Origin of the sequence: Rhizobium sp. SG741 (assembly GCF_012275435.1) — a bacterium.
Taxonomy (GTDB): Bacteria; Pseudomonadota; Alphaproteobacteria; order Rhizobiales; family Rhizobiaceae; genus Rhizobium; species Rhizobium lusitanum.
Window position 1 is genome coordinate 275,995 of record NZ_JAAZQP010000010.1, and the last position, 22,978, is coordinate 298,972.

A 22,978-nucleotide genomic window follows, 5' to 3' on the forward strand; every position below is an offset into this window, starting at 1 on the left:
TCTATTCCCTCGCCGCGCCGGCACCGGCTCGTGCCGCGCGCCCACCACGCCGGCCGCCGCTGCCAGCCGAGGGGGCCGCTGAAGCCGGAGCGCTCGCTCCGCCTTCGGCCGGTTTGTAGTCGCGGTAGGTCATGATCCAGTTGGTGCAATTGGCGTCGGTGCCGTTCAGCACGTTGGCGGCGCGCACCGCCTCCATTTCCTGCGGGCGGCAAGGGTTCATGATGGCCGAGGTCATGCCGGCGCCGATCACCATCGGGATGAAGCCGGCATTGATGCCGTGGCGGTGCGGCAGGCCGAAGGATATGTTGGAAAGGCCGCAGGTGGTATTCACCTTCAGCTCGTTGCGCAGGCGGTGCAGCAGCGCGAAGACCTGGCGGCCGGCGTCGCCGAGCGCGCCGATCGGCATGACGAGCGGATCGACCACGATGTCATGGGGCTTGATGCCGTAGTCCATGGCGCGCTCTACGATCTTCTTTGCGACGGCGAAACGCACGTCCGGATCCATGGAAATGCCGGTTTCGTCGTTGGAGATGGCAACGACCGGCACGTCGTATTTCTTGATGAGCGGCAGGATGGCTTCGAGCTTTTCCTCTTCGCCGGTCACGGAATTGACCAGCGGTCGGCCCTTGGCAACCTTCAGCGCAGCTTCGATGGCGGCCGTAACCGAGCTGTCGATCGAGAGCGGCACGTCGACCAGGCCCTGGACGATTTCCAGCGTCTGCACCAGCAGGCCAGGTTCCGTCTCGTTCGGGTTGACCGAGGTGACGCCGGCGTTGACGTCGAGCATGGTCGCGCCCGCGGCCACCTGTTCCAGCGCGTCCTTGATAACCGTATCGAAATTGCCCTCGATCATCTCAGCGGCCAGCTTCTTGCGCCCCGTTGGGTTGATGCGTTCGCCGATCACGCAAAAGGGCTGGTCGAAACCGATGATGATTTCGCGAGTGGCGGATGCAACGATGGTGCGCGTCATGTCTGATCCTCTGGTCAGTTGGCCCGATAGATCTGGTCTATCGTGCCGGGATGGGGGTTACAAGCCGTCCGGGCTCCTCCGCCCGCTGCTCGATTTCAGTGCGTCTTGTGTGGCGGATGATGAGCGGCGGCTTCGGCCATTTCCTGCTGGTTCTCTTCCTTGCCCCCACGGATGTGTTCCAGGCGCTCTGCGATGAGCGCGTCGGTTTGGTTGGCCTCGTGCTTCCAAGGCTGGCGGCCCTTCAGCACGCCGGATTCATGCACCATCTCGGCGACATATTCTTCCTGGCGGTAGGCCATGACATGAACACCGGAAACGCCCTCGATCTCCTTCACCTCGTTGATGATGTCGATGCAGAGCTGCTTGCCTTCCTTCTTCTGGTCCTGTGCGCCTTCGATGCGTTTGATAACGGCATCGGGAATGTGCACGCCCGGCACGTTGGAGCGCATCCAGCGAGCGGTTTTCGCTGAGGCGAGGGGGCCGACGCCGACGAGAATGAAGCATTTCTCGTTCAGGCCGAGGTCGCGCACCTTCTTCATGTATTCCCGGAACATGGGCACGTCGTAGCAATATTGGCTCTGCACAAATTGCGCACCGGCCTCGATCTTCTTCGCCAGCCGATAGGGCCGGAAGTCGTGGGGCGGCGCGAAGGGATTGATGGCCGCGCCGAGAAAGACCTTCGGTGGCGATGTCAGCTTGCGCCCCGACAGGAATTTCGCGTTGTCGCGCATGATGCGCACGGTTTCGAGCAGCGACATGCAATCGAGATCGAAGACCGGCTTGGCGCCCGGCTGGTCGCCGGCCTGCACGCCGTCGCCGGTCAGGCACATGATGTTGCATACGCCCATGGCAGCAGCACCCAGCACGTCGCCCTGAATGGCGATGCGGTTCTTGTCGCGGCAGGCGATCTGCATGATGGGCGCATAGCCCATGCGCGTCAGCAGCGCGCAGATGCCGACCGAGGACATGTGGCAATTGGCACCCGAGGCATCGACCGCGTTGATGCCGTCAACCCAGCCGGAGAAGATCGCGGCGCGCTCATAGACTTCTTCGGGGTTGGCGCTATCGGGTGGGTTCAATTCGGCGGTGACCGCGAATTCGCCGCGGCGCAGCACGCGCTCCAGCCGCCCGAGTGATGAATGGCCGGGTAGAGGATCGAGCGGCAGGTGGACGCCGAGCGGATTTTCGTCGATATGCGCCATCGATCACGCTTCCTTTTTCGCTGCTTCACGGGCAGCGGCCGCTTCCGCAGTGACGCGCAGCCAGGAGGAAGTTTCACGCAGCGATTGGTTCACCGGTTTCTGCACCTTCAGGATCGCATCGCCTTGGATCATGTTTCGCGAACCGTTCCAGGCCTGCACCCAGACACAGGGCATGTCCGGTTCGACCTCGCAATTGCCATTGGCGCGTACCCCGCCGCAAGGGCCGTTGCGCAGCTGCTTCGGACAGTTCATCGGGCAGGACATGCCGGTCGACGAGAGCGCGCACTGGCCGCACATGCGACAGTCGAACAGAAAGCCCTTCACATTGCGCTCGACGAAAGTGATCGGCCGTTCGACGCGCTCGTAGCCGATTTTCTTCCAGAGCGGATGAAGGAGGAGGAAAGCATCGGCGAAGCGATGATAGAACCATTCGAGGAAGCGTGAATGGCGCACGGCCCAGAGACGGACGGTGTATTTGCGGCGGGCGCGGCGGTTGGGCGAGACGCCGGCGGGCGTATAGGCGCCGCTAGCGGCCTTCGCTCCGGGCGTCGCGTTGCCCGGCTTCTGGATGGCGTCAGCCATTGTCGCGGCCTCCGGCCTTTACCAGAGCAATCAGACGCTCCCGGTCAAAGGCTGCTTCGAGTTCGCTTGCGGCCTTGTCCGCCTCGGCTTCCAGATCGTCGGAGACAGGCACGGGATCGGCCTTGCGCCATTCGGCCAAGTAGTCGTCGGTCTCGGCCGCGCCGGTGCGCATCGCGCACATGTCGATCGCCTCGGTGAAGCGCAGCGAGAGCTCGCGCTTTGCCGTCTGCCGCCCCTTCTTGATGATTACTTGGGCCGGAATGTCCCGCCAATAGACGACAATGCGATCCGCCATGCAAAATTCTCCTCTTTAATCAAGAATGCACGTCCATCGACCCGGAGACTGCGCTCGCCACGACGCGGCCTATGCCAAAAAACGACGCGGCGCGGAAAGCACATCCCGCAACCAGCGGCAAACTTCACCGTCATGCCGAACGCCCGAGTTTTCCACCGCGATTCAACGCTTTCAACGCGTTGCAACATGGCGGAGCCCGACGTTGGCGGCAAGCAATGATATGGGGTGGAATGTCGTAATCAGACGGTCAGCAATTCATGGGCAAGATCGCCATACGCGGTGAAGCGGTATTCGTAATCCAAACCGAGATAGGCAGCCGCTGCTTTTGCTTTTTCCTGCAGAGCCGGATCCTCCTCCTGTGAGAGATAGACGACCTTGCGGTAATTGCCGAAATACATGTCCCGCAGTTCCGGATGCCGGTCGAGGCCGAGCGGCACGACGACGAAGGACTCGAACTGCCGGGCGAGAAAGTCGGTGAGGAAAAACGAGGTGATGTCATCCTCGCGCGCTGCAAAGGCTTCGTTGCCGCTGAAGAAGGAATAGCAGTGCGGCCCCGAAAGGCGCTCGATGCCCTCACGCTCACAGATCTTGTCGATCATGCCGCCGGTTCCGCAATCGGCATAGCCGATGAAGATCCTCTCGAAACCCCGCGCGCGCGCATTCGCAATGGCTTCCTCCAATGCGGGCGCGATCTTCTGAGGGTAGGAGTGATAGATCGCGGGAAGACAGTGCAGATCGATGTGGTCGAGCTGATTTATTCTGGTGACCGCCAGTATCTCGCGCGCGATTGCGCCGCACGCGATCACATGAACTTTTCGCGTTGTCATGCGTTTATCACGCGGAGGATTTGTCTCCGCTTTTTGTTGATCGATATCCACTCAGAGAGGGTTCCAAATCATGACTGCACCGACATTCAGCAAAATCGCCGCCGCGCTTGCCGTCCTTATGGTACTTGCTTCATGCGCCAATACAATTCGCGGCGTCGGCAGGGATACGGCCAATGCCGTCAACGCGACGGAAGACGCCGGTCATACCGTCAAGAAGGCTGCCCAATAACCAATTTGGGATGCCAACGGGTCGGCGACAACCTTTCGGTTGTCGCCAGTTTGGAATCCGCTGCAATCAGGCTTGTGCAGCCAGGCTGTTGTGCTTGCGCTTCATGAAGTCCTTGGCGGTCTCAACCGCTACGGCCGCGTCGCGGCAATAGGCATCGGCGCCGACGGCCTTGCCGAACTCCTCATTCAGCGGCGCGCCACCGACGAGAACGACGTAGTCGTCGCGCATGCCCTTTTCCTTAAGCGTATCGATGACGACCTTCATGTAGGGCATAGTGGTCGTCAACAGGGCCGACATGCCGAGAATATCAGGCTGTTCGCGCTCGATGGCATCGAGATAGTTCTCGACGGGGTTGTTGATGCCAAGGTCGATGACGTCGAAGCCCGCGCCCTCCATCATCATGCCGACGAGGTTCTTGCCGATGTCGTGAATGTCGCCCTTGACGGTGCCGATCACCATCTTGCCGAGCTTCGGCGCGCCGGTCTCGACCAGGAGTGGCCGCAGGATAAACATGCCGGCCTTCATCGCATTGGCTGATAGCAACACTTCGGGCACGAAGAGAATGCCGTCGCGGAAATCGATGCCGACGATGCGCATGCCTTCGACCAGCGCTTGCGTGAGAATGTCATAAGGCGTCCAGCCGCGTTCGAGGAGGATATTGGTCGCTTCCTCGATTTCCTCCTTCAACCCGTCATACAGGTCGTCATGCATCTGCTGCACGAGTTCCTCGTCCGAAAGTTCCGAGAGAATGATTTCGTCGTCAGACATGCGCTCCATCCCGTTTTCGTGCAAATGCATCAGAGGCTTGTATAAAATACTGCCTCAATAAGCGATAAACCTCAACGATGACAAAATTCTTTTTGAAAGCGACGTCGCGCGGATTAATCGCGACGGACGGAAATGAGGCGATATCGTCGCGGCCATGTCTGTCCTATGCTAATTGCTGGCGCATTAAGGAACGTCCGGCCGACGGAATCGGCTAGCATAGAGTGAGGATAGACGCATTCATGCGCAGGAGCGAGGAAACATCATGGACGATATGAACGAGCAACCGGCTGCGGGCGGCGATGGCGGCGGACGACGTTCGCGCGGTGAGGGCAGAGGTGCAGCGGCAAGGCGCGCGTCGCGCAGCGGCGGCGGGCCGGGCCCTTCGCTTCCTTATATCGTCCGGAAGATCGGCGTTTACGAGGTGCTTGACGAAGAGGGCCTGCAGCTCATCGAGCGCAATGCCGATAAGGTTCTGGAGGAAATCGGCATCGAGTTTCGCGACGATGCGGAGGCCCTGGCGCTCTGGAAAGAGGCCGGCGCCGACGTGCGCGGGCAGCGCGTGCATTTTCCGAAGGGTCTTTGCCGCGAACTCCTGAAAACGGCACCGAAGGAATTCACCTGGCATGCGCGCAACAGCGCCCGCAACGCCCATGTCGGCGGCAAGGCGACGATCTTCGCGCCGGTCTACGGGCCGCCCTTTGTCCGTGACCTCGAAGGCAACCGCCGTTATGCGACGATCGAGGATTTCCGTAATTTCGTGAAGCTCGCCTACATGGCGCCCTCGATGCACTCGTCCGGCGGCACGGTCTGCGAGCCGGTCGACATTCCGGTCAACAAGCGCCATCTCGATATGGTCTACAGCCATATCAAATATTCCGACAAGCCGTTCATGGGCTCGGTGACAGCGCCGGAGCGCGCCGAGGATACGGTGGCGATGGCGAAGATCGTCTTCGGCGACGATTTCGTCGAGAACAATTGCGTTACGCTCAACCTCATCAACGCCAATTCGCCGATGGTCTTCGACGAGACCATGCTCGGCGCGCTGAAGGTCTATGCGCGGCACAACCAAGCTTCGGTCGTTTCCCCCTTCATCCTTTCGGGCGCCATGAGCCCGGTGACGGTGGCGGGCACGCTGACGCAGATTCTCGCCGAAGTGCTTGCCGGCGCTTCGTTTACGCAGTTGATCCGCAAGGGTTCGCCGGTTCTCTACGGCACCTTCGCCGCCTCGATCTCGATGCAGTCGGGTGCGCCGACGTTCGGCACGCCGGAGCCGTCGCTGGTGTCCTATGGCTCCGCCCAGCTCGCGCGCCGTCTCGGCCTGCCGTTCCGTACCGGCGGCTCGCTCTGCGCTTCCAAGGTGCCGGATGCGCAGGCCGCGCATGAATCGGCCAATACCTTGAACATGACGCTGCTGGCCGGCACGAATTTCGTGCTGCATGCGGCCGGCTGGCTGGAAGGCGGTCTCGTGTCTTCCTACGAGAAGTTCATGATCGACCAGGACCAGCTCGGCATGATGCAGAAGATGGCCGAGGGTGTCGATCTCTCCGAAAACGGTCAGGCGCTGGATGCCATCCGCGAAGTCGGTCCCGGCAGCCATTATCTCGGCTGCGCCCACACGCAGGCGAACTTCCAGAGCGCTTTTTATCGTTCGGCTCTGGCCGACAATAATTCCTTCGAGCAATGGGAAATCGAGGGGCAGAAGCGCGTTGAGGAGCGCGCCAATGCGCTTTGCCGCTCCTGGCTCGACCAATATGAAGCGCCGCCGCTCGATCCGGCGATCGACGAGGCACTGCTGGCCTATATCCAGAAGCGCAAGGATTCGATGCCGGACGCCTTCACTTGAAGAGAGCCCGAGGCCGCCAGGGAGCAAGGCGGTGCGATACGCGTTGCCGATCTGATCCAGAAGGAAGTCTGGCGGCCGCACTATCCATATAAGGGGCCACGGTGAACCGCGGTCCCGCCACATTCGAACAGCTCCGTGCGGCGCTCGGCGTCCACGGAGTTTTCGTTCGCGGCAGCCTGTCTTTCGACGCAGGCGAGGGGCCGGTGCTGGCCGACGGAAGGGTAGCGCGTAGCGTCGTCCTGCTCGGCAATGTCGGCGGCTCCATCTGGCGGCCCTTCTCGCGTTGGCGGCAATTGCCTGAGAATATGCTGCGCCGCGATCCGCTCGACGACTGGTCGAAGGCGATCATCCGGCCGATCGCTGACGAGTTCGCAGCGACGGCATATTTTCCCTCGGATCCTCCATGGCAGCCTTTCCAGCAATGGGCCATGCGGGCGGAGGGCCTGAAGGCCTCGCCGCTCGGCATCCTGATCCATCCGGAATACGGCCTCTGGCACGGCTATCGCGGCGCCCTGGGTTTTGCCGATATTCTAGTGGATGACGGCGCGCCGGCGCGCGGCGCGCATCCTTGCGATCATTGCCTGGATAAGCCTTGTCTCGATGCTTGTCCCATAGATGCAGTGGCGCCCGCCGGGTTCGACGTTCAGCGCTGTCGAACGCATCTGCGGGCTGATGAAGGGCAACGGGGCTGCATGGCGGCGGGCTGTCGCGCGCGCAATGCCTGTCCGGTTGGTGCCAGCTATCGTTATCCTGCCGCGCAGCTTGCCTTTCACATGGCGGCCCTCCAGTTGTAAGTGCGGATATCCATCCGGAGTTGTCAGCTTGATTCGATTGATAATCATCCTCGCGGTTCTTGTCTGCGCCACCGCGGCATCGGCCGGCGAGGCCTGCCGCAAGGTCGAGCATCTCGGTGACGGCTACACGGTTTGCACCTTCGATCCGGCGACCGACGATATCCAACTTTTCCAGAATGATCGCAGCGGCAAGCCCTATGGTTCGTTCCGGGCTTTGGAAAACGATCTGCGTCAGGACCGCGTCTATGTCCGCTTCGCCATGAACGGCGGCATGTATCTCGACGACCAGTCTCCCGTCGGCCTCTTCGTCGAAAACGGTCGTGAGCTGAAGAGGATCAATACCAACAAGGGGTGGGGCAATTTCCACCTGTTGCCGAACGGCGTCTTTTATCTCCTGCCGGGCCGTGCCGGCGTGATGGAAAGCAAGGCTTTTGCCACCTCGGGCATCAAGCCGTTCTACGCGACCCAGTCCGGCCCGATGCTCGTCATCGACGGCAAGCTCCATCCGTCGTTTCTTGCCGACAGCACCAGCTTCAAGACGCGAAACGGGGTTGGTGTCACCAGTGACGGCAAGGTCGTTTTCGCGATTTCGGATGGTCCCGTCCGCTTTCATGACTTTGCGACGCTTTTCCGCGACGACCTCGGCTGCGCGAACGCGCTGTTTCTGGACGGCAGCATTTCCAGCCTCGACATTCCTGAATGGCAAAGGCGGGACGGCCTGTTTCCACTCGGCCCCATCATTGCGGTGACCGAGTTATTGCCCGGCTGAATGCACGCCTGGCGACCGAGCCAGGATTCGGACCGGACGTTCGCAATGCGACACCGGCAGTGGATCCAGTTTCGGTCCCCGGCAGTGATCGTCAGGCAAACTGTTCGATGTAGGTCAGAATGTCGAACATGCCGTCCTTGGGCCCCGGATTGGCAGGAAAGTTTTCCGTAAAGCGCAAATATGCCCTTGGCTTCCTGTCATAGCCGCCGGCCTGCGGTTCTTCCCTGATGAGATGCTCCCGGATCGAGGGCGAGAGAAGATTGATTGTAGCGTCGTCTATGATCGGCTCAAGGATGACGGGCTCGCCATTGAATGCGATCGCCTCCGTTGCCGCTGTTGCGATGCCCGCCAGCTTGCGGATCTGGTCGTAGGACTCCGCCGGCAGCGGTGTCGGATGATAAGCCGCCATGCGGTGGTACATGATGTAGGCTTCGACCCAGTTCTGTGCATTGACGTGCAAGCGCATCGCCACGGCCTGGCGCTGCAGCATGAAGTCCGTGATGCGCGGCATCAGCGAGCCGCGATACTCCGGCGGCAGCCGGTTGTCGCGAAGCGCCTGCGATGCAAGATATTCGAGGCCGCCTCGGTAGCTGTCCCACTGGAACATGCATTCCTTGTTGCCCTGTTGCAGACGGGGGTCGTCGGAAACCGCAGTCACCCGAGCGAAGGGTTCCGGCATGAACAGCACATCGGCCTTGTCCAGCGCGCGGGTGGTGTAAAGAAAGGCCCAGAAAATAAAGGGGGTCGGGCTGGATATGGATCTCGCCAGGATGTCGCGCCGGATGATCATGAATTCTGGGAAGACATGCCGCTCCAGGATGAATTCCAGCATCGAATGGAAATCGCCCTTGGTATGCCGCGAGGGGTAGGACAGGTGATAGAAAGGCTGCATGTCTCCGCCGCCCGGCCGCCCGTCAACCAGAAGCCAAGGCGCCTGGATCATGCCGATCCGCCTGTCGTCCACCATGATGTGGAGATATTCGACGACCTTTTCCGGGATCAGCAGATCGTCATCGCCGAGGAAGACCGCGAAGTGGCCGCGAGCCCGCTGCATGGCAAAGGCGTAGTTGCTGATGAAGCCGGAATTGCGTGCCCGGCGATAGGCGCTGATTTCCGGATGGTGCGAGATCGACTGGATATAGGCGGCGGTGTCGTCGGTCGAGCAATCGTCGACAATGACGATTTCAAAAGGAATATCGAGCTTACGAAAAGCGTCCAGGTGGAAATTTATGTTCCGTTCAAGCAAGAACTGACGATTAAAGGTTGGAACGCAAATCGAAAGGACGGGGATTTCAGCAGAAGACATCGATTTCTCCACGGCATCGGCGCGATTCTGGGCGCGGACTTTGTCCTTTTGCATAAGCCGGTTTGCTTTCGCGGGGCTGGATAGTTCGGTCCTCCGCCGATCGGGCAGGGCATCCACGCACCAGTTCAGTGCAAGTTCCGACCCCTATGCTTTGAGGAGCGGTCCCGCGAGTTTTGCTAGGTGGCGATCGCAATTTGCCGAGGTCGCGTTGCCGGAAGGACGGTTACGCAGCTTGAGGCGAATAGCATGGCCGATACCCCAGGTCCGGCGCCCATCTAGTATCAGGAGACCTTGTGAGCAAAGTCAGTGTCATCATCCCCGCCTACAACGCGCAGGACTCCCTCGGCGACATAATTACGGCTGTTCTTGAAAATCGCGAGGTTTTGGAAGTGATCATCGTTGACGACACGTCGCGCGATGCCACCGCGCTGATCGTCGAACAATATGCCCGACGCGACGAGCGTGTACGGTTGCTGCGCAATCCGGAAAATCGCGGTGCCGGATACAGCCGCAATGCCGGCATGGCGGCGGCACGCGGCGACTACTACTATTTTCTCGACGCCGATGACATGATCGCCCATCGCTCGATCGACGAGGTCATCTATCATATGGAAGCCAATGGCTGCGACGTGATGGTGTTTCGTTATCGCTATGTCACCGACAAGAACGACCGCCTGGGTCCGATGTTGCAGATCGATGACGAGGCCTGGCGCCAGCTGGTCGGTGATGCGGACATCCGCATATTCACGCTTCAACAGTGCGCAAGGCTGCTCTTTACCGTCAATTTCCCCTGGAACAAGATCGTTAGCGCCAAGCTTTGCCGGGAAACGGGCCTGCGTTTCTCAGAGACGCGCGTCCACAATGACATCTACGCCCACTGGCATATCTATATGCATGCACAGAGGATCGGCATGATGAATCGTTATCTCATCGGTCACCGCGTCTATGAGGAGCGGGCACAGCTTACCAACGTGTTCACCGAAAAACGTTTCGAAATCTTCACGGCATTCGAGGAGGTGGAGGCGTTGTTCGCGCGTCTGCCTCTCATGAAACAGGCCTATTATCAGTGGTTCCTTTGCAGCAAGCTGGATCTGCTGCAATGGATCTATCCGCGTCTGCCGGTCAATCTCCGGGAGCGGTTTCTTACGCTGATCACACAGTCCTATGCGGGATATGATGAGCCTGAATACAACTACGTCCGTGCGCAGTCGCCCCAAATGGCCGAAGTATCGCTGAGGCTGAAGCGGACGCCGCATCTCGTGCTTGGCAGATTGGCGAGTTAGCCGGCGATTCTAGTCGCCGTCGGCGAAAGACGGTGCAAATAAAGAGAGAGGCGCAAGCGGCAGAGCCGTTGCGCCTCTCTTTTTGCATGCTCAATTCTATCGGATGTTATCGAGTTCGTTGAGCGCCGCCGGATCTTCGAACTCCTCGCGGCTGTAGATCGCAAAATCCGCCTCGGTCGATTCCTTGAACTTGTAGGGATTCTCGACGAGCTTCAGCAATGTCCATTGGGGGAACCTGCGGGCGATGTCGCTCGTGAATTTGCGATGCCGGACATGGGCGGCGCCACGGATGTCGGGGCCGTCGAAGTTGGAGGCATATATGACGACGTAGTGCCTGGAGAGGGAGAACAGCTGGTCGAGATAGTTGACATAGATCGCGTCATCGATGAGGTGGTAAAGCACATCGAGAGACAAGGCGCAGTCATAAGCGTCCTCTTGGGTTTCCCAATCCAGGGACTGGTCGCCTAGCCAGATGAACTGGTAATTCGGCTTATCCCTATACATCGCCTGCGTGCGCTCGATCACGGTCTTCGAGACGTCGAAGCCGGTATAGCGATCGAATGCGAAATATTTCAGCTGATTGCCGTCGCCCGACCCCATTTCGGCAAAGGAGGAAAGCTCTTTCTTTCGGGCGAAGGCGTTGAGAAACAGCCCTTTGTAGTTGGCGAGGACATCGTAGGAGCCGGCTCCCGAATTGCCGCCGGTGCGGTAGCGGGTCTCCCAATAGCCGCTGGAATCAAAGCCAAGCGGGGCGCCCGGCGTCTTTGGCTGTTGCTGCGGAGGCGGCACGGGAGCGAGCCGCTGCGCCGGCGGCATGGCGATAGGCTGCGGCTGGGTCGGAATCGGCTGCTGCAACGGCGGCGCAAAAACCTCGCCGAGCGGAAGAGCCTCCCGAACCTGCTGCACCGATATGGCCTGCGGTACGGTCGCGGGCTGCTGCGCCTGCAGCGAGGGAGCCGGCTGTTGTACCAGCCAAAGCGGAACAGGCCGCTTGAGGTGCGAACCGGCATATTGCTCGATCGGAGCTGCTGGCGGCGGCGCGAGCTCGGCCACCCGGCCGTTCATGACCATGTCCACCTCATGCAATTGTTTGGCGAGAGGAAACTTTTCGCGCACATATTGCGACCACTGATGCATCTGTCCGGCGATGATCTTCTCGACAGCCTCGTCCACTGATGAGAAACGGATTTCGTCGGGCCAGAATTCCTCGGCGCCGGGATAATCGTGAATCACGGGCAGGGCGCCGACGGCCATCGCTTCGGCGATGTTGTATCCAAAGCTTTCATGGATGGAGGTCGACAGAATGACGCCCTTGTCGGCTAGAAAAGCAGGCATGTCCCGCTGCCAGCCGTGGAAGAAGACGTGGCGAGCGAGGCCGAGCTTCTCCGTCGTACGCTGCAGGTAAGGCGCCATGACGAACTCTTCCTGCTCGCCGGCGACATGCAGGGTGTAGGACGGGTCTCTCTTCACGAGGGCATGCATGATCTGCAGGAACATTGGCTGGTTCTTGCGCATGAACGGCTTGGCTGCCCAAACGATCTTCTTCTTGTCTAGCGACGGGATCGGCTTGAATTTTTCGAGATTGAGGCCGTTCCAGACGACGTGTGTGCGTGTCTTTTGCGAGAGCTGCGGCACCCTGTGCCTCAGGACCCGAAGCATGTCGTGAGATACGAGGATCAGGTCGTCGATGAAGCCGAAGTTGATGCGTGTGGGAAAACTCGATTCCACGATTTCGAAACGATGCCAGCGCGCTATGACGCGTTTGCCGAGCCGGCGGATGTTCTGATTGATCGCATGCGCGAAGAGCTCGTTACAGAATTCGAACCAGACGATGTCGGCCCATTCCACGGCCGTTTCGATCTCTTTGTAAGTCTTCGGCTGAATCGCCAGGACTTCGTAAGTTTTTGAAAGATGATGATAGATGTCGCCGATGAAACTATCGACTTCGATGAGTATGGCCAGCTTCTTCTTCTGATGCATCTTCTTCTACCGTAAAAAGAGACGAGTGGTTCTTTGTCCCGACTTGACGGACGACATGACCGACCTTCGTGTCCGCCGAGCGCCGACATTCTTGGCAATATTCCGAACGCGCGATTGCCCCGCGTAGAAATTCCGCTTTCGACACTATGCCGACCAACTTTCGCGAGGCTGGATTGATTGCGCCTGGCGATGAGGCGGCGGTCGATTCCGGCCGTAAGCTTCGCAAAAGGAATGAACGCCAAGGTGTCGATCAAACGAGTTCGATTGGGGGCGGACATTCCGGAGCTGTTCATGCAGCCGCCTTCCTCAGATCGCGCCGTTGCTTCGGTCCAGGAATAGGGGACAGTCCAACATGTCATCGGCAGCGAACAGCTTGCACACGTCCGAATATGCCGCGCGCCCGGCAAACCAGATGCGGTGGTCCGACGCGCCGCCTCTGACCCAGGACATGCTGAGCGGCACATTCTGGAGCTTCGGCGACGTGAACCGCGGGATGTTCTCATCCTTCCTGGTGCTGGCGCCGGATGGGCTGATCGGTAACTATTTTGAACCTGACGTGGATTTCTGGCATGTCATGGGCGGCCGGCTTTGCCTGATCGACCGAGATGGACTGCCGTCGGTCATTTTCGATTCCGCGCATATCGAAGGCGACAATCTCATGGCGCTTGCGGGGCGTGGCGTGATCGGAGGTGTCGACGCCACCTATCTGCTGGTGCCGGTCGACCATCCTCCCCATCCGCTATTTCCGACACCGGCGGATGTCGAACGCCGCGCGACGTTCCGCGCCCAGCCGCAGCAGGGGATACGGCGCCCCAATCTTGTCGTCGTGCCCGCCAATTCGAAGTCTCTGCACCCGCGCTGGTTCGAAAAGATAGACGAAGCGACCCGCAACTGGGACCTTTGCATCGGTTATTACGGTGCCGAGGAACCGGAGGTTTCCGGTAGTCCTTACGAATATCTGGCGCATTTGCCAAAGCGCAAGAAGTTCAAGCTTCTCTACGACCTCTTTTACGAGGGCAGCCCGCTTTGGAACTATGAGCGCATATGGTTGCCGGACGACGACCTGCTGTGCAACGGCGAAGACCTCAACCGAATGTTCCACCTGTCGCACAAACACGGTCTCGATCTCGCACAGCCATCGCTCAAGCAAGACCAGGGCTCCTACCCCAACCATCCTTTGACGATTCAGAGACCCGACAGCCTGGTGCGCTATGAGGGTTTCGTCGAAATCATGTGTCCGCTCTTCTCGCAGCGTGCGCTGCAGATCTGCATCGGCTCCATGAGGGATGTCGAATCAGGCTATGGCCTCGATCACCTCTGGCCATCGTTCCTCGGGCGCCCCACGGCCCGAATGGCGATCATCGATGCCGTCGCCGTTGCCCATACGCGCCCGCTCGGCGCGACATACAATGTCAAGGCGGCGATCGACGAGCAGGCGGCGCTGTTCAAGGCATACCAGTACACGCCTCTGAAATATGCCGGCGTGCGGTGAGCCACCTGGTCCGGACGGCACTGCCGCAGTTTCCTGATGTCGTCGGCGCAATCCCGTGCGCCGATGCCTTGTCAGTTTCCCCAATGATCATTTTCGCACTCCACTAAACCCATCGCCGATATTGCGGGCGCCGAAAGTTTGAAAGCATGATTGATTTTTCGAAGGTAGACCTATTGATCGTCGGCGCGGGCTTTTATGGCGCGACGCTTGCGGAGCGGGTGGCGAACGAGCTTCAGAAGAACGTGCTTCTGATCGATCGCCGCAGCCATATCGGCGGCAATGCCTATAGCGAGTTCGACGGCCAGACCGGCATCGAGGTTCATCGTTACGGCGCCCATCTCTTCCACACGCCGAACGAGGTGGTCTGGACCTATCTCAACAGGTTCACCGAATTTACCGATTACAAGCATCGTGTCTATTCGAGCTATCGCAATCAGGTCTACTCGATGCCGATCAACCTCGGTACCATCTCGCAGTTTTTCAATCGGCGCCTTTCGCCGGATGAAGCGCGAGCTCTGATCGCGGAGCAGGCGGCCGAAATGGCAGGGCGCCACCCGGCGAACCTGGAAGAGAAGGCAATTTCCCTGATCGGCCGTCCGCTGTATGAAGCCTTCATCCGCGGCTACACTGCCAAGCAATGGCAAACGGACCCGCGTGACCTGCCGGAGCATATTATCACGCGGCTGCCGGTCCGCTACACGTTCGACAATCGGTATTTCAACGATAAGTTTGAAGGTCTGCCGGTCGACGGCTACACGGCCATCTTCGAGAGGATGCTGAAGCATCCGAGGATCGATATTGCTCTCGGTATCGATTTCTTTTCGCTGAAATCCGCTTTGCCGCCCGGTCTCCCCATCGTCTACACGGGACCCATCGATCGCTATTTTGATTATTCCGAAGGCGAATTGGGTTGGCGTACGATCGATTTCGAGAAAGAGACCCTGAACACCGGCGATTTCCAGGGTACGGCCGTCATGAACTATGCCGACGAAACGGTCCCTTATACCCGCATTCTTGAGTTCCGCCACTTCAATCCCGAGCGCAGCTATCAGACTGAAAAGACTGTTGTGGTGCGGGAGTATTCACGTTCGGCCCAACGCGCGGACGAGCCCTATTATCCGATCGACACGCGGCAGGACAAGGCGGTCTTCCTGCGGTATCGTGAGCGTGCCGAGGCGGAAGCCAACGTCCATTTCGGCGGACGGCTTGGCACCTATCGCTACCTTGATATGCATCAGGCGATCGGCGCGGCCCTGAAGGCATTCGACAGCCGGGTCGTGCCGCATTTTACCGAGGGGCGCCCTCTCGGTGGCGAGAAGTAGTGCAACGCCACCGCCGTCTTGGTTGTTCGATTGTCATAATGGCCGCTTGCGTCAGGTTTCAAGGCCTGACGCGGCAAGTCGCCGTTTAGCTGCGGCGTCTGCGCTCACGCACAGGCGCCGTTCCGCCTTCGTTGGCCGTCTTGTTGCGCATCGGGCCGATCCGTTCGACGATCACTTCCAGAGTCGGGCGTGGGCCGGGCGTATAGTTGTCGAGAGCCTCGCGCATGGCAGCGAGATGGCCGCAGGACGTGCCGCAGCAGCCGCCGATGATCTTGGCGCCCGCGTCGCGCGCAAGGCGCGCGTAGTCGGCCATTAGCGGTGGCGTGCCGGAATAATGGATCTCGGCGCCGCGATATTCGGGGATGCCGCAGTTACCCTTGACGATCACGATCGCGGCCGGATCGGAATCGGTCATGTCCAGCAGGCTCGACAGGATATCCGATGCGCCGACGCCGCAATTGGCGCCGACGGCAAGCGGACCATCGCCGACGTCCTTGGCAATGCCATGAATATCCTTCGGATGCAGGCCCATCATGGTCTTTCCGGCGGTATCGAACGAACCCGTATAGGTATAGGGGAGGCCGACCTTGACGGCAGCTTCTGCTGCTGCGCGTATTTCCTCGGGCGAGGACATGGTCTCGATCCAGGCGACGTCGGCACCACCGGCCTGCAGGCCTTCGATCTGTTCGACGAAGGCGGAAACGGCATCTTCATAGGTTAATGCGCCGAGCGGCACCAGCAGCTCGCCCGTCGGCCCGACGGAACCGGCGACGATGATCTTGCGGTCAGTCTTGTCGGCGACGGCACGGGCAATCTCGGCGGCCACCTTGTTCAGGCTGTGCACGCGGTCCTGCGCGTGGTGCAGCTTCAAGCGATGACGCGTTCCGCCAAAGGTATTGGTCAGGATGATGTCGGCGCCGGCGTCAACGAAATCCTGATGCAGTTTTGCAATCCGCTCGGGGTGCTGCTCGTTCCACAGTTCCGGGGCTTCACCGGCTTCCAGGCCCATGGCAAAGAGATTTGTGCCCGTCGCGCCATCGGCGAGCAGCACGCCTTTTTCAGCAAGAAGATCGGTCAAGGGGTTGGTTGCGACGGTCATGGCGTCTTCTCCGGATATGCGGATGGTCGGTTATGAAATGCAGATATAAACATTTCTTTATATGAGTGCAACGAGCGAACAGCGATAAGCATATTCATCTTGCATAAAGAGGAAGAGAGCGCCCTGCGCAGGCGCTCTCCTTTGTTAGACAAGGAAGTCTTTAAGCCGCCGCCATCTGCGCCGCGTCATGGGTTGTCGGCGTCACCATGGCGGAGATGATGCTTTGCAGGTCTATCGCACCGATGGGCTTGCCACCGGCGTCGGTGACGACGGCTCCGGTATGTCCGGCGTCGGTTATCCGTTTGGCGGCGATTTCCAGCGTCATGTCGCCGGGCACGCGGCTGCCGCCGGGATCACCGGCGAGCGGCTTCATGATGGTCTGAGCCTGGATGATACGACCGCGGTTCACTTCCTTGACGAAGGCGGTGATGTAGTCGTCCGCGGGTTTCAGCACGATCTCTTGGCCGCTTCCCTGCTGCACGACCTTGCCGTCGCGCAGAATTGCGATCTTGTCGCCGAGGCGGAGTGCCTCGTCGAGATCGTGGGTGATGAAGACGACGGTCTTCTTCAGCTCTTTTTGCAGGTCGAGCAGCACGCTCTGCATGTCCACGCGGATGAGCGGATCGAGCGCCGAATAAGCTTCGTCCATCAGCAGGATATCGGCGTCATTGGTCAGGGCGCGGGCGAGCCCCACGCGCTGCTGCATGCCGCCGGAGAGCTGGTTCGGATAGTGCCTTTCGAAACCTTTGAGGCCGACGCGTTCGATCCAGTATTGTCCCTTCTTCTCGCCTTCAGCACGGGGCACGCCCTGAATGTCCAGGCCGTAAATGGTGTTCTCGATGACCGTGCGATGCGGCAGCAAAGCGAATTTCTGGAACACCATCGCCGTCTTGTGACGGCGGAATTCACGCAGGGCATTCTCGTTCATTTTGCAGACGTCGATGCCGTCATAGAGCACTTCGCCGGCGGTCGGCTCGATCAGCCTGTTGATATGGCGGATCAGCGTCGATTTGCCGGAGCCGGAAAGGCCCATGACGACGGTGATGGCGCCGGCCGGCATGTCAATGTTGATGTCCTGCAGGCCGAGCACGTGACCATGAGTCTCGTTGAGTTCGGTCTTGCTGATGCCGTTCTTGACCATGTCGACAAAGTCGCGCCCGCGCGGACCGAAGATTTTGTAGAGGCTTTTGATCTGGATCGCGTGACTAGCCATGAATGACCTCCGAGTGCTTCTGGAGCCGTCTGCCGTAGGCCTGGCTCGTGCGGTCGAAAATGATGGCGATTGCGACCAGCGCGAAACCGTTGAGGAAGCCGACCGTGAAGAACTGGTTGTTGATCGCCTGCAGCGTGTTCTTGCCGAGACCGCCGACGCCGACCATCGATGCGACCACGACCATGGCAAGCGACATCATGATGGTCTGGTTGATGCCGGCCATGATGGTGGGCAACGCGAGCGGGATCTGCACGTTGAAAAGCTTCTGGCGATGCGACGAGCCGAAGGCATCGGCGGCTTCCAGCACTTCCTTGTCCACGAGACGGATGCCGAGATTGGTCAACCGGATCATCGGCGGGACGGCGTAGATGACGACAGCGATCAGGCCAGGAACCTTTCCAATGCCGAAAATCACTACGACGGGAATAAGATAGACGAAGCTCGGCATCGTCTGCATCACGTCGAGGATCGGATTGACGATCGACTGCATCCGGTCGGAGCGGGCCATCAGTATGCCTATCGGCAGGCCGATGACGATGGCGATGAGCGTACAGACGGTCACCATCGCAAGCGTTATCATGGTGTCGCCCCAAAGGCCGCAGACGCCGATGAGCGTCATCGATATCGCAGTGCCTATGACGATCTTGAGGTTGCGGCTGGCGGCGTAGACGACGAGCATCATGACGAGAAGCACGATGAACCACGGCGTGTTGGTGAAGAGCCATTCCAGATAGTTCAGAAACCATTGCAGCGGCTGAACTATGGCGTCGATGATATTGCCGTAGGCGCGCACGGATGCCCTGAACCCATCGTCGATATTCTTGCGTGCGAGGCGTATGAGCGATTCGTCTATTGCCGGAAAATTGCAAAGCACATCTGGCAGGATCGTACACTGAATAGCCATGTATTTCCCCTTCTTTGTCCGGCTCTGTCCCTGTCAGTGCATGTGGCCTTCATGTACGGACGGTGTTGCAGCGCTGCGACCGGTTCTTCAGGCTGCTTTTTAATTCTTACTACATTTGCCGCCGCCAATCTGCACTCGTTGCGACCTGTGGCCGCGTCGGTCTGTCGGTATGAGTGTCAGTCGCATCCGGCGAATATAAAATCGGCGACAGACGCAGGCCTGCCGCCGATTCATTCGTGCGGATTAGAGCGAAGCCTTGACCTTGGTGGCGACCTCTGGAGAAACCCACTTGGTCCACATATCGGGGTAGGTCTTCAGGAAGTACTTCGCACCGTCTTCGTTCGTGCCCTGATTGTCCGTCATCCAGGCCAGAACCTTGCCAACCGTGCCGTTGTCCCATTTGCGGGTCTTGACGTAATCCATGGCAATGCCAGCCTTGGATGCGAAAGCCTTCGTTACGACCGTGTAGACGTCCGAAACCGGATAGGAATTCACCTTCGGATTGGCGCAATCCTGGATCGCCGTGCAGGCATCCCATTCCTTCTTGTCGTGCGGGACGCCGAAGCTCAAACGCACCATTTCGTACTTGCCGAGGATGGCGGTCGGTGCCCAATAATAGCCGAACCAGCCGATCTTCTTTTCGAAGGCGTTGGCGATCGAGCCGTCAAGACCCGCGGCAGAGCCGGTATCGACCAACGTAAAGCCGAGCTTCTCTGCACCGAGCGCCTTGTAGAGATTGGCGGTCGAGATCTGGCAGTTCCAGCCTGCCGGGCAATTGTATACCGCGCCCTTGGAAGAATCCTCGGGGGCGGGGAAGAGTTCCGGATGCTTCAGCGCGTCCTGAACGGTCTTGATGTCGGGATGCGCGTCGGCGAGGAATTTCGGAATCCACCAGCCCTCGACGCCGCCATCGCTCAGGAGCGGCGCTGCCTCGATCAGACGACCTTCGGACACGGCCTTGTCGAGCGCGGTGCGTACTGCGTTGACCCAAAGCTCGGGCGCGACGTCGGGTTGGCCCTTTTCGTTCATGGAGGTGAAGGTCGGCTGCGTGTCGCCGGTTACCAGCGTGACGTTACAGCCATAGCCATTCTGAAGGATGATCTTGTCGACCTGAGCGGCAACGCCGGCAGAGGCCCAATTCATTTCGGCGATCGATACATCGCCGCATTCCGCAGCGTGCGCCGAGCCAGCCAAAGCGTAGGCGCCGAATGCGAAGATAGCGGAAGCGAGAAGCTTCTTCATTGATAATGTCTCCCAATTTCTCGTTACGTTACGGAAATCGACTCCAAGCGGATATGGTGTCTGTCGATCCCCGTCAGCGCGGTTCAACCACAACCGTTCATACGCCGCTGACGACGCCCGCACGGTCCCCTTTGCTGCTGTCGTGCATCTGGTCTTTTTGCGACCGCGGAACCCTGTCGCGGCCGAGCATTTTCTACATCGACAGCGAGCAGCGTAAGGATTTGAATGAAGAAATCAACAGTCTGTCGGCTGATTGAACTTATCGCGCCTGTTGGAGAAGCTTATATAAGCGCCTGAATTAGCCTATTTTCTACTATTCGCGGCTGTAAAATGGGCATTGCGAGGCTTCAACGAAGCTTTAAAGCATAGGCGAAGTTAAATACCGCTAAAATATCGCGTCCTTGAAAGACGTTTTCTATTCCATTTGCGTCGTTTGCGATTTCGCAACGAGAATGAGAAAATTTTCAAAAAATTTTCGGATTCATTCTTATTTAAGCAATTAATAACGCTCCGGTAACGATGTCGGTTTATCAATCGATGCGTGGCGGGGGACACCGCTGCTTCTCCGGCTTAGGTAGTGCGTACCGGAGAAAGCGAACCTTGCGGCGTTTGTGCAGGGGAGCCGGCGTTTTTGGCAAACCGCGTTGATCCTCGGATCGCGCGGTTTTCGCGTTTTATGGCCGCCGCGTTCCAGGGAGGCGACCGTGGGGTGGATAGCCGGCTTCCGGCCAATGCCGGATTTTATTTCCCCATATGGAATGAAAAAATAAAGCCGCCGATGCGGTCGCTTGGCGGCTTGTCGTGCGCAGGACCTGAGGCTTGACCGGCTATCAACCGACGTTATAGGTCCGAATGAAGCCGACTGTGCCGAAACGCGTATCAAGCTGTTGCAGGCGGGTATCAGGGCGGTTTGCCGGCAGTTTGCCATTCCAGGCGATCTGGATGGAATTCTGTCTGTTGAAGATGAAGAGCATCGGGGTATCCTCCAGGCCGAAACGGCCGGTTTTCGTTGTTTGTTTTCGCGGTGGAGATAATCCTCTTCAGTATAACTAACAATGGATGAAATCGTCATCCGATGTCGCAAATAGAGCATGGTGCGAAGTGATGTATTTTTGTATCGTGCCGGTGGCTTCAGGCCGTTGGGGATCGCGGCGAAATCAAGGCAAAATTCCGTGTTTTCAGGGGCTGTAGCATCTCGGAGCGATGAAGAATGACGAAGGCGATCATGCTGCAGGGAACCGGCTCCGATGTCGGAAAAACGGTATTGGTCGCCGGTCTGTGCCGCCTGTTCGCCAACAGAGGTGTCAGGGTCCGTCCCTTCAAGCCGCAGAACATGTCCAACAATGCCGCCGTTGCCGAAGATGGCGGTGAGATCGGCCGCGCCCAGTGGCTGCAATCGCTGGCGGCGCGCGTTCCGTCATCCGTGCATATGAACCCGGTGCTCCTTAAGCCGCAATCGGAGACGGGCAGCCAGATCATCGTGCAGGGCAAGGTCTGGGGGCATGCGAAGGGCAGGGACTATCAGGCGCTCAAGCCGCAGCTGCTCGGCGCCGTCTTGGAAAGCTTCGCGGCCATGCGCGCTGGAACCGACCTTGTCATCGTCGAGGGCGCCGGTTCGCCTGCCGAAATCAATCTCAGGCGGGGCGATATCGCCAATATGGGCTTTGCCACCCGCGCCAACGTGCCTGTGGTGCTGGTCGGCGATATCGACCGCGGCGGCGTCATCGCGTCGCTGGTGGGTACCTATCATATCTTGCCGGAAGAGGATCGGCGCATGATCCGCGGCTACCTCATCAACAAGTTTCGCGGCGATGTCTCGCTGTTTGGAGAGGGCATAGACGCGATCGGCACGTTCACCGGCTGGCCGTGTCATGGCATCGTGCCGTGGCTGAAGGCGGCCGGCCGCCTTCCTGCCGAGGATTCCGTTGTGCTGGAACGGCTCACACGGGGCTCCTCCGGCGCCTTGAAAATTGCCGTGCCGGTGCTGTCACGCATTGCGAATTTCGACGACCTCGATCCGCTGCGAGCCGAACCCGACGTCGATCTCGTCTTCGTCCGGGCCGGTGAACGGCTGCCTGATGATGCGGGGCTTGTGGTTTTGCCGGGGTCGAAGTCGACAATCGGTGACCTGCTCGATCTGCGGGAACAGGGATGGGATATTGATATTGCCGCCCATATGCGCCGCGGCGGCCGCGTCATCGGGATTTGCGGCGGTTATCAGATGCTCGGCAGCATGGTCTTTGATCCGCTCGGCATCGAAGGATCGGTGACGGAGACGCCCGGACTTGGCCTGCTGGATATCGAGACGGAAATGGCGCCTGAAAAGACCGTCCGCAACAGCCAGGCTTTCTCCAGGGAATACGACGTGCCGCTGTCCGGCTACGAAATCCATCTCGGCGTGACCAGCGGCCCGGATTGTGATCGCCCCTCGACTGTCATCGATGGCCGGCCGGACGGAGCGCTGTCGCCCGACGGCCGCGTCATGGGGACATACCTGCACGGGCTTTTCGGCAGCGATGCGTACCGGGCAAGACTGCTCGAAAGCTTCGGCCTGACCGGCGAGCGGACAGGTTACCGCGCGGGCGTCGACGCGGCGCTGGACGAGATCGCGACCGAGCTGGAAGGCGTCCTCGATCCTGCCTGGCTCGACAGCCTTGTCAGCTAGGGCAATTCCGGGAAAAGTGCGCAGCGGTTTTCCGTCTGGAAGTGCGTAAAAACAATAATCTAAAGCTGTTTGGCGATTCCATGAGCCGCTTAACGGCTCTAGCACTACTTTGGCAGATTAACCGGCCATTTACGATGATGGGCCATCTTGGGCGCTTTCATAGGGGTGCGCGAGATGGCGGAATTGGACGCTG

General features: G+C 59.4%; 21 protein-coding genes. 8 read left to right on the forward strand and 13 right to left on the reverse strand.

The annotated features are described in order from the left end of the window. Position 1 precedes the first annotated feature (1 nt). The 5 genes from FHT29_RS24460 to FHT29_RS24480 form a co-directional block, all read right to left on the reverse strand. Complete coding sequence (locus tag FHT29_RS24460) at positions 2–970, reverse strand: methyltetrahydrofolate cobalamin methyltransferase (RefSeq protein WP_037202598.1); 969 nt, start codon at positions 968–970, stop codon at positions 2–4. 95 nt (positions 971–1,065) lie between these two features. Continuing rightward, positions 1,066–2,172, reverse strand: coding sequence for a methylenetetrahydrofolate reductase (locus FHT29_RS24465; RefSeq protein WP_037202596.1), 1,107 nt, complete (start codon positions 2,170–2,172; stop codon positions 1,066–1,068). 3 nt (positions 2,173–2,175) lie between these two features. Beyond that, a complete protein-coding gene (locus FHT29_RS24470) occupies positions 2,176–2,754 on the reverse strand; it encodes a methylenetetrahydrofolate reductase C-terminal domain-containing protein (protein ID WP_047557955.1) in 579 nt (192 codons plus the stop codon). Then, positions 2,747–3,049, reverse strand: coding sequence for a virulence factor (locus FHT29_RS24475; protein WP_037202594.1), 303 nt, complete (start codon positions 3,047–3,049; stop codon positions 2,747–2,749). The genes FHT29_RS24470 and FHT29_RS24475 overlap by 8 nt, the downstream gene beginning before the upstream one ends. 239 nt (positions 3,050–3,288) lie before the next feature. After that, entirely contained in the window at positions 3,289–3,876 is a 588-nt protein-coding gene (locus FHT29_RS24480; RefSeq protein ID WP_047557953.1) for a DUF1638 domain-containing protein, read from the reverse strand. Between the two features lie 70 nt (positions 3,877–3,946). On the opposite strand from FHT29_RS24480, the gene FHT29_RS24485 reads away from it, so the two are divergent. After that, on the forward strand, positions 3,947–4,105 hold the full coding sequence (locus FHT29_RS24485) for an entericidin A/B family lipoprotein (protein WP_037202590.1): 159 nt from the start codon (positions 3,947–3,949) through the stop codon (positions 4,103–4,105). Between the two features lie 66 nt (positions 4,106–4,171). Here FHT29_RS24485 and FHT29_RS24490 read toward each other — a convergent pair whose 3' ends face one another. After that, entirely contained in the window at positions 4,172–4,873 is a 702-nt protein-coding gene (locus tag FHT29_RS24490) for a B12-binding domain-containing protein (RefSeq protein WP_037202864.1), read from the reverse strand. A gap of 262 nt (positions 4,874–5,135) precedes the next feature. On the opposite strand from FHT29_RS24490, the gene FHT29_RS24495 reads away from it, so the two are divergent. The 3 genes from FHT29_RS24495 (at position 5,136) to FHT29_RS24505 (ending at position 8,279) form a co-directional block, all read left to right on the forward strand. Next, entirely contained in the window at positions 5,136–6,716 is a 1,581-nt protein-coding gene (locus tag FHT29_RS24495) for a trimethylamine methyltransferase family protein (protein ID WP_047557951.1), read from the forward strand. Between the two features lie 101 nt (positions 6,717–6,817). Beyond that, entirely contained in the window at positions 6,818–7,510 is a 693-nt protein-coding gene (locus tag FHT29_RS24500) for a 4Fe-4S dicluster domain-containing protein (protein WP_047557949.1), read from the forward strand. A gap of 28 nt (positions 7,511–7,538) precedes the next feature. Continuing rightward, positions 7,539–8,279 (forward strand): phosphodiester glycosidase family protein, encoded by a 741-nt coding sequence (locus FHT29_RS24505; protein WP_047557947.1) that lies wholly within the window; start codon positions 7,539–7,541, stop codon positions 8,277–8,279. A gap of 91 nt (positions 8,280–8,370) precedes the next feature. Here FHT29_RS24505 and FHT29_RS24510 read toward each other — a convergent pair whose 3' ends face one another. Beyond that, the gene (locus FHT29_RS24510) at positions 8,371–9,585 is read right to left on the reverse strand and encodes a glycosyltransferase family 2 protein (RefSeq protein WP_113119317.1); all 1,215 of its coding nucleotides are present in this window, start codon (positions 9,583–9,585) and stop codon (positions 8,371–8,373) included. A gap of 293 nt (positions 9,586–9,878) precedes the next feature. On the opposite strand from FHT29_RS24510, the gene FHT29_RS24515 reads away from it, so the two are divergent. Next, complete coding sequence (locus FHT29_RS24515; protein ID WP_047557945.1) at positions 9,879–10,868, forward strand: glycosyltransferase family 2 protein; 990 nt, start codon at positions 9,879–9,881, stop codon at positions 10,866–10,868. A 96-nt stretch (positions 10,869–10,964) separates the two neighbouring features. Here the strand turns inward: FHT29_RS24515 and FHT29_RS24520 are convergent, their stop codons facing one another. Beyond that, the gene (locus FHT29_RS24520; protein WP_168600243.1) at positions 10,965–12,848 is read right to left on the reverse strand and encodes a glycosyltransferase; all 1,884 of its coding nucleotides are present in this window, start codon (positions 12,846–12,848) and stop codon (positions 10,965–10,967) included. A gap of 352 nt (positions 12,849–13,200) precedes the next feature. Between FHT29_RS24520 and FHT29_RS24525 the strand changes: the two genes are divergently transcribed. Together FHT29_RS24525 and glf are read left to right on the forward strand one after the other, a co-directional pair. Further along, positions 13,201–14,340, forward strand: coding sequence for a DUF707 domain-containing protein (locus FHT29_RS24525; RefSeq protein WP_052212357.1), 1,140 nt, complete (start codon positions 13,201–13,203; stop codon positions 14,338–14,340). Positions 14,341–14,486: 146 nt separating this feature from the next. Next, on the forward strand, positions 14,487–15,662 hold the full coding sequence (gene glf / locus FHT29_RS24530) for a UDP-galactopyranose mutase (RefSeq protein ID WP_210255521.1): 1,176 nt from the start codon (positions 14,487–14,489) through the stop codon (positions 15,660–15,662). A gap of 85 nt (positions 15,663–15,747) precedes the next feature. Here the strand turns inward: glf and bmt are convergent, their stop codons facing one another. From bmt to FHT29_RS24555, 5 genes are all read right to left on the reverse strand, one after another. Continuing rightward, entirely contained in the window at positions 15,748–16,761 is a 1,014-nt protein-coding gene (bmt, locus tag FHT29_RS24535; RefSeq protein WP_047557943.1) for a betaine--homocysteine S-methyltransferase, read from the reverse strand. Positions 16,762–16,921: 160 nt separating this feature from the next. Next, positions 16,922–17,974 (reverse strand): glycine betaine/L-proline ABC transporter ATP-binding protein, encoded by a 1,053-nt coding sequence (locus tag FHT29_RS24540; protein ID WP_037202578.1) that lies wholly within the window; start codon positions 17,972–17,974, stop codon positions 16,922–16,924. Next, entirely contained in the window at positions 17,967–18,878 is a 912-nt protein-coding gene (locus FHT29_RS24545) for a proline/glycine betaine ABC transporter permease (RefSeq protein WP_037202577.1), read from the reverse strand. The genes FHT29_RS24540 and FHT29_RS24545 overlap by 8 nt, the downstream gene beginning before the upstream one ends. A 243-nt stretch (positions 18,879–19,121) precedes the next feature. Continuing rightward, positions 19,122–20,120: an ABC transporter substrate-binding protein gene (locus FHT29_RS24550; protein ID WP_047557941.1), complete on the reverse strand. Its 999-nt coding sequence runs from the start codon at positions 20,118–20,120 to the stop codon at positions 19,122–19,124. A gap of 830 nt (positions 20,121–20,950) precedes the next feature. Then, a complete protein-coding gene (locus FHT29_RS24555) occupies positions 20,951–21,094 on the reverse strand; it encodes a hypothetical protein (protein ID WP_092573908.1) in 144 nt (47 codons plus the stop codon). Between the two features lie 236 nt (positions 21,095–21,330). Here FHT29_RS24555 and FHT29_RS24560 point away from each other — a divergent pair, with 236 nt between their 5' ends. Continuing rightward, entirely contained in the window at positions 21,331–22,785 is a 1,455-nt protein-coding gene (locus tag FHT29_RS24560) for a cobyric acid synthase (RefSeq protein ID WP_047557940.1), read from the forward strand. Positions 22,786–22,978 lie beyond the last annotated feature (193 nt).